General features: G+C 65.0%; 5 protein-coding genes. 2 read left to right on the top strand and 3 right to left on the bottom strand.

The window, feature by feature from the left end; genetic code table 11:
• On the top strand, window positions 1-614 hold a 614-nt coding region (nadC, locus tag IVB13_RS21735; protein WP_247490383.1), incomplete at its 5' end, for a carboxylating nicotinate-nucleotide diphosphorylase.
• A gap of 4 nt (window positions 615-618) precedes the next feature.
• Here the strand turns inward: nadC and IVB13_RS21730 are convergent.
• From IVB13_RS21730 to IVB13_RS21720, 3 genes are all read right to left on the bottom strand, one after another.
• Window positions 619-2,073: a cell wall hydrolase gene (locus IVB13_RS21730; protein ID WP_018454891.1), complete on the bottom strand. Its 1,455-nt coding sequence runs from the start codon at window positions 2,071-2,073 to the stop codon at window positions 619-621.
• Window positions 2,074-2,552: 479 nt separating this feature from the next.
• Entirely contained in the window at window positions 2,553-5,519 is a 2,967-nt protein-coding gene (gene ppdK, locus IVB13_RS21725; RefSeq protein ID WP_085384910.1) for a pyruvate, phosphate dikinase, read from the bottom strand.
• 96 nt (window positions 5,520-5,615) lie between these two features.
• On the bottom strand, window positions 5,616-5,771 hold the full coding sequence (locus IVB13_RS21720) for a DUF3096 domain-containing protein (RefSeq protein WP_007594951.1): 156 nt from the start codon (window positions 5,769-5,771) through the stop codon (window positions 5,616-5,618).
• Between the two features lie 221 nt (window positions 5,772-5,992).
• Between IVB13_RS21720 and IVB13_RS21715 the strand changes: the two genes are divergently transcribed.
• Entirely contained in the window at window positions 5,993-6,346 is a 354-nt protein-coding gene (locus tag IVB13_RS21715; protein WP_018454893.1) for a DUF1236 domain-containing protein, read from the top strand.
• The last annotated feature ends 154 nt before the right edge of the window (window positions 6,347-6,500 follow it).

Raw genomic sequence — 6,500 nt, 5'->3', positions numbered from 1 at the left:
GCGTCGCCCGCGGGCAGCAGGTGCTGACGATCTCGGGGCCGGCACGCGCCATCCTCACGGCGGAGCGGACCGCGCTGAATTTCGTCGGCCGGCTGTCGGGCGTCGCGACGCTCACGGCGGACTACGTTGCGCGCGCCGAGGGCACCCGGATGAGAATCTGCTGCACGCGAAAGACCACGCCCGGGCTGCGCGCCTTGGAGAAATACGCGGTACGCTGCGGCGGCGGCTTCAATCACCGCTTCGGGCTCGACGACGCGATCCTGATCAAGGACAACCACATCGCGGTCGCCGGCGGCATCCGTCCCGTGCTGGAGCGCGCCCGCGCCCAGGCCGGCCATCTCGTCAAGATCGAGATCGAGGTCGACACGCTTCCGCAGTTGCGCGAGGTGCTCGACACCGGCCTTGCCGACGCCGTGCTGCTCGACAACATGGATATTGCGACGCTGCGCGAAGCCGTCAGGCTCAACGAGGGACGCCTCAAGCTGGAGGCATCCGGCGGTGTCACCCTGGACTCGATCCCAGCCATCGCTGCGACCGGCGTCGACTACGCCTCATCCGGCGCGCTGACGCATTCGGCGCCAAATTTCGACTGCGCGCTGGATATCGAGGCGTGAGGCGCTACCGCCGCTCGGTCGCGCCCATCTCGGCGGAGCTCTTGGCTTGCTGAGTGAGCTCGGCGGAGAGCGCGGCGGTCTGCGCCGGGGTGCCCCAGCTCGGCTCTTCGCTGCCATCGCCCCAGGCGCGTGGGCGATAGAAGGTGTGGACGCCGGTCTTGTACATCTTCTTCATCTCGGCGACCCAGGACGGGCGCACCCAATAGGCGTGGTAGTGCGTGGACTTGCCGACCTCGGGCAGCCAGATCTGGCCGTCGAGCATGGCCTTCGAGATCTTTTTCGCACGGTCCCACATCTCGGGCTCGCGGATCACGTCGGCATTGTTGTCGCAGGCAAAGGTGAACTGGCAAGCGAGATGGCGGTGCTTGTTCTGATAGACGGCGCCGCACACAGTGTCCGGGTATTTGCCGGAGAACACGCGGTTCATCACCACCTGCGCAACCGCCATCTGACCGCGCACGGCCTCGCCGCGGGACTCGAAATAGACGGCCTCCGCGAGGCATTTTTCGGACTTCGCGCGCGACTTGTCGTCGAGCGCGAGCCGTTCCGCCGGCGATCTGGCGCGCTGATTGTCGACGTTGACCTCACCCTTCGGCGCGACGCTCTCGCCGCTTTCGATATCCTTCGCAATATCCTCCGACGGCGGCGATAGCGACGCCGTCACCTTCATGTCGGGGTCGGGCATCACGATCAGCGGCTCCGCACCGGGTTGCCAGCTCTCGATGCTCTCGACGTTGCCTCCGAGCGAGGAGCTGCCGAAGAACAGGCTCGAGGTCTTGACCCGGAACGGATCGCGCGGCGGTGCAGCCGGAATGGTGGCCTGCTTCAGCGCTTCGAGCGGCTGGAGCGCGAGCGAGCGCGCAGCGTCGCTGGCTTGTGGCGCATTGGTGTATTGCGGCAGCGGCGGCGCACGCAGCGCCTCCGCGAGTTCGGGATCCAGCGCGGCCGCGGATTCCGGCGACATCGCCTGCGGCAGCGCGACGGTCTTGGCGCCGAACACCGAGCTGTTCGACGTCGCGGGATCCTCCTGCGTCGGCGCTGCCGTCGGCGCGCCCGCTTCGGGAGCCTGCGTCGGTGTGACCGTTGCGAGGCGGTCACCCTTCATGGAGCGATCGACCTTGGGAAAATCGGCGGCCTGGTAGCGGGGCGGCGCCTGCAGCGCCGGATTGCGGCTGATCGCGCCGGTGACGTCGCGGCCGTCGAGGCTCGCGAGACGAACCATCGCGCTCTGCGGAGCCGAAGTGCCGATCGGCCGGGAAAAACTGTAAGTGGCCAGTTGTATGGAGGACGCAGCAGAGAAAACCTGCTTCTGCCAACGCTCCGCGACGCCGGGTTGGCGCGCCAGCAGCGAGGCAATGTCCTGATAGCCGGTCTCTCTCGGCATCAATGCGAAGATGCAGAGACCGATGCCGAAGGACGCGAACCGCGCGCCCTTCGGATGGGTACGCAACAAAAACATCGATACGCTCACGCTACGCTTACGCTAGAAAAATCGAGCCGCAGTACATCCGTGCAATTCGATCTTTATCGTGAGTATCTAATTTAGGTTGCTGGGGCGTTAATCGGCGTTGAGCATGCGGCACACGCAAGCAATCGCAGGTGTTTTCACGGGGCGATGATGCGCCTTGGTAAATGCGCCCTCACGCGAAGGGGTAAACAACTGGTCAACGCGAATGGTGAAGGAACTCTTGCGCGCACGTGTCATTACGGGACGCGCGCGGTTCCATCGCCACTTCGACCACAGCCGCCATGCCCGCGAAGGCGGCCCATCCAGTACGCCGCGGCTCCTTCCCTATCACGTCACCGCCTCTGGAATACTGGATCGCCCGCTTACGCGGGCGATGACACTGAATGTGTGGCAAGAACGTCGCCTCAAAAGAAAGAGGCGGGGTTTTGGCCCCGCCTCTTTCGCTCTCAACATTCAACTCGCCGCTTACCTTACGCTTGGCTCGCGATCGCCTTGCCGAGCGCGGCTTGCGCGGCGGCGAGGCGGGCGATCGGGACGCGGTAGGGCGAGCAGGAGACGTAGTCGAGGCCGATCGCGTGACAGAAGGCGACGGAGGCGGGATCGCCGCCGTGCTCGCCGCAGATGCCGACCTTGAGCGAGGGGCGCGTCTTGCGACCGCGTGCGACGCCGATCTTGACGAGCTCGCCGACGCCTTCCTGGTCGAGCGCGACAAAGGGATCGATCGGCAGGATGCCCTTGGACACGTAGGTGCCGAGGAAGCTTGCGGCATCGTCACGGCTGATGCCGTACGTCGTCTGCGTGAGGTCGTTGGTACCGAATGAGAAGAACTCGGCGCTCTCCGCGATCTCGGCCGCGAGCAGGCAGGCGCGCGGCAGCTCGATCATTGTGCCGACCTGATAGGTCAGCTTGGTGTTGGTGTCGCGCATCACCGCCTTCGCGGTGGAATCGATGCGCGCCTTGACGAGGTCGAGCTCCATCTTGGTGGCGATCAGCGGCACCATCACCTCGAGGCCGACGGCCTTGCCGGTGCGCTTCTCGGCCTCGACCGCCGCTTCGAAGATCGCACGTGCCTGCATCTCGGCGATCTCGGGATAGGCTATCGCGATACGGCAGCCGCGGAAGCCGAGCATCGGATTGAACTCCGACAGCTCCCGCGCGCGGTCGGCCAGGCGCCGCGGGTCGGTGTTCATGGCGCGCGCCACTTCCTCGACCTCGGCATGGGTGTGCGGCAGGAACTCGTGCAGCGGCGGATCAAGCAAGCGGATCGTGACGGGCAGGCCCTTCATGATCTCGAACAACTCGACGAAGTCGGCGCGCTGCATCGGCAGCAGTTTTGCCAGCGCAGCGCGGCGCGACTGCTCGTCCTCGGAGAGGATCATCTCGCGCACCGTGCGGATGCGCGTCTCCTCGAAGAACATGTGCTCGGTACGGCAGAGGCCGATGCCTTCCGCGCCGAACTTGATCGCAGTGTGCGCGTCCTCCGGCGTGTCGGCGTTGACGCGCACGCCGATCTTGCGGACCTGGTCGGCCCATTTCATCAGCGTGCCGAACTCGCCGGACAGCTCGGGCTCGATCATCGGCATGCGGCCGGCGAGCACCTGGCCGAGCGAGCCGTCGATGGTGATGACGTCGCCGGTCTTGAAGGTGCGTGAGCCGATGCTCATGGTGCCGCGGCCGTAATCGACGCGGATGGTGCCGCAGCCGGAGACGCAGGGCTTGCCCATGCCGCGCGCGACCACCGCAGCATGCGAGGTCATGCCACCGCGGGTGGTCAAAATGCCTTCGGCGGCGTGCATGCCGTGGATGTCTTCGGGGCTGGTCTCGATCCGGACCAGAATCACCTTGCGTCCGTCGGCCTGAAGCTTGGCCGCTTCGTCCGAGGAGAACACGATCTCGCCGGAGGCCGCACCCGGCGAGGCCGGCAGGCCGGTCGCGATCACGTCGCGCTTGGCGTTGGGGTCGATGGTCGGATGCAGCAGCTGGTCGAGCGAGGCGGGGTCGATCCGCGTCACCGCTTCCTTCTTGGTGATCAGGCCTTCATTGGCGAGTTCGACCGCGATGCGCAGCGCCGCCTTGGCAGTACGCTTGCCGCCGCGGGTCTGGAGCATCCAGAGCTTGCCCTGCTCGACCGTGAACTCCATGTCCTGCATGTCGCGGTAGTGCTTCTCGAGCAGCGTGTAGATCCGCGTCAGCTCCTTGAACGCCTCCGGCATCGCCGATTCCATCGACGCCTTGTCGGAGCCGGAGTCCTTGCGCGCTTCCTCGGTGATGTCCTGGGGCGTGCGGATGCCCGCGACCACGTCCTCGCCTTGCGCGTTGATCAGGAACTCGCCGTAGAGCTTGCTCTCGCCGGTCGAGGGATTGCGCGTGAAGGCAACGCCGGTCGCCGAGGTCTCGCCCATGTTGCCGAACACCATGGCCTGCACGTTGACCGCGGTGCCCCAGGATTCCGGAATGTCGTGCAGCCTGCGGTAGGTCACCGCGCGGGCGTTCATCCAGGATGAAAACACCGCGCCAATCGCGCCCCAGAGCTGGTCGTGCGGATCCTGCGGAAAATCCTTGCCGGTTTCGCGCGCGACCGCGTCCTTGTACTTGCCGACCAGATCGACCCAGTCGTCGGCGGTGAGATCCGTGTCGAGCGTGTAGCCCTGGCTGTCCTTGAAGGTGTCGAGGATTTCCTCGAAATGATGATGCTCGAACCCGAGCACCACGTCCGAATACATGGTGATGAAGCGGCGATAGCTGTCATAAGCGAAGCGGCGATCGCCTGACAGTTCCGACAGCGCTTCCACGGTCTCGTCATTGAGGCCGAGATTGAGCACGGTATCCATCATGCCCGGCATCGAGGCGCGGCCGCCGGAGCGCACGGAAACGAGCAGCGGATTCCTGGAATCGCCGAAGATCTTGCCGGTCAACTTGCCGACATGGTCGAGCGCCTTCTCAACCTGCGACTTCAATTCCTTCGGGTAGGATTTGTCATGCGCGTAGAAATAGGTGCAGACCGAGGTCGGGATGGTGAAGCCCGGAGGCACCGGCAGGCCGAGATTGGCCATCTCGGCGAGGTTGGCGCCCTTGCCGCCGAGCAAATCGCGCATCTCCGCTTTGCCCTCGGCCTTGCCGTCCCCAAAGGTGAACACCCACTTGCCGGCCTTGGCCGCAACAGGCGCAGCCTTGGTTGAAGCAGTCTTGCTCGGTACCGGCTTCGCGGCGACCTTCGGTGCAACCGGCTTCGTCGGTGCCTTTGCAACAGCCTTGGAAACCGACTTGGCGGCGGGCTTCACAGCCGGCTTGGCCACCGGCTTGGCAGCGCCCTTGGCCATGGGCTTCGGGGCGCGCTTGGCAAGTGACTTGCGGGCCGCCGGCGCGGCTTTCGCCTTGGTCGAGGACTTTGATTTCGCTGGCATTTTCGCTGGAGTTTTCGAGGCGGCTTTGGCCATAGCTTGCACACAACCTGCGAGAGGAATGGGTAATTGCGCGCCTTACACCACTTTGGGCAGGTCCGCGCAAGTCGAAGAGTTCCCTAGAATGAAGGCCTAGAGATGGAGCCACTTCAACAATCCGAGCCCGATCGCACCATTTATGATGAGAAAAATCGCGACGATCAGGTTCAGGAGGCGCGGCATGATCAGGATGAGCACACCCGCAAGCAGCGACAGGATCGGCGAGATGTGGGCGACGGTGATGTGCATGAATTTTCTTTCCGTGGGTGGGGCGAATCGCGGCGGGATCATAGCGGACTGGGTTCCGCGGGTAGAGACGCACCGGGGGCGCGCGAGTTCCCGGCTTCGCGAAAACTGCCCGAAAATGCCGCGAATGCGGCGGGCGTTTTCCGGAACATCGCGGAGACGCATGCATTGGCAACCGGTCGCGCCAGTGGCGCTTCCCGAAAACCTTCTCGAAGGAGTTGCCCATGCGGAACAGGATTCTTGCTCTTGCAGCGCTCGCGGCCTCGATCGGCTCGCCCCTTGCGGCGCAGGCGCAAAGCAGCGTCACCGTGGGACGCGCGCCCGTCGTCGTCGAGAGCGGCCCGACCATTGCGGTCGAGCAGCGGCCGGCTTTCCGCGACTATGTCGTCGAACAACGCGTGCCGGCTTTCCGCATCCCGGATCGCGTGGTGGTCGGTGCCACCCTACCTGAAAGCGGTGTCACCTATTATGACGTGCCGCAACGTTTCGGCGCCACCACCTATCGCTACACCGTCGTGAACGGCGAGACCGTGCTGGTCGAGCCGCGCTCGCGGCGCATCGTCGAGGTGATGGACTAGCGTCTTCAGGGATCGACTAGGTGTCCGGCGCGTCACATCAATCAGGCTGACGCGAGCAGTATAGTCGGACATCAGGCCCCGCCCGGTCCTCCCCCCGCCGGGCGGGGCTTTTGTGTGGGCACTCTTCGCGCACAGCAATTGCGGCCACCAACTG

The sequence above is a fragment of the Bradyrhizobium sp. 17 genome (genome assembly GCF_023073515.1).
GTDB classification, from domain to species: domain Bacteria; phylum Pseudomonadota; class Alphaproteobacteria; order Rhizobiales; family Xanthobacteraceae; genus Bradyrhizobium; species Bradyrhizobium canariense_D.
Note: the sequence above shows the minus strand (reverse complement) of the source record. Positions and strands in the feature narration are given on the sequence as shown.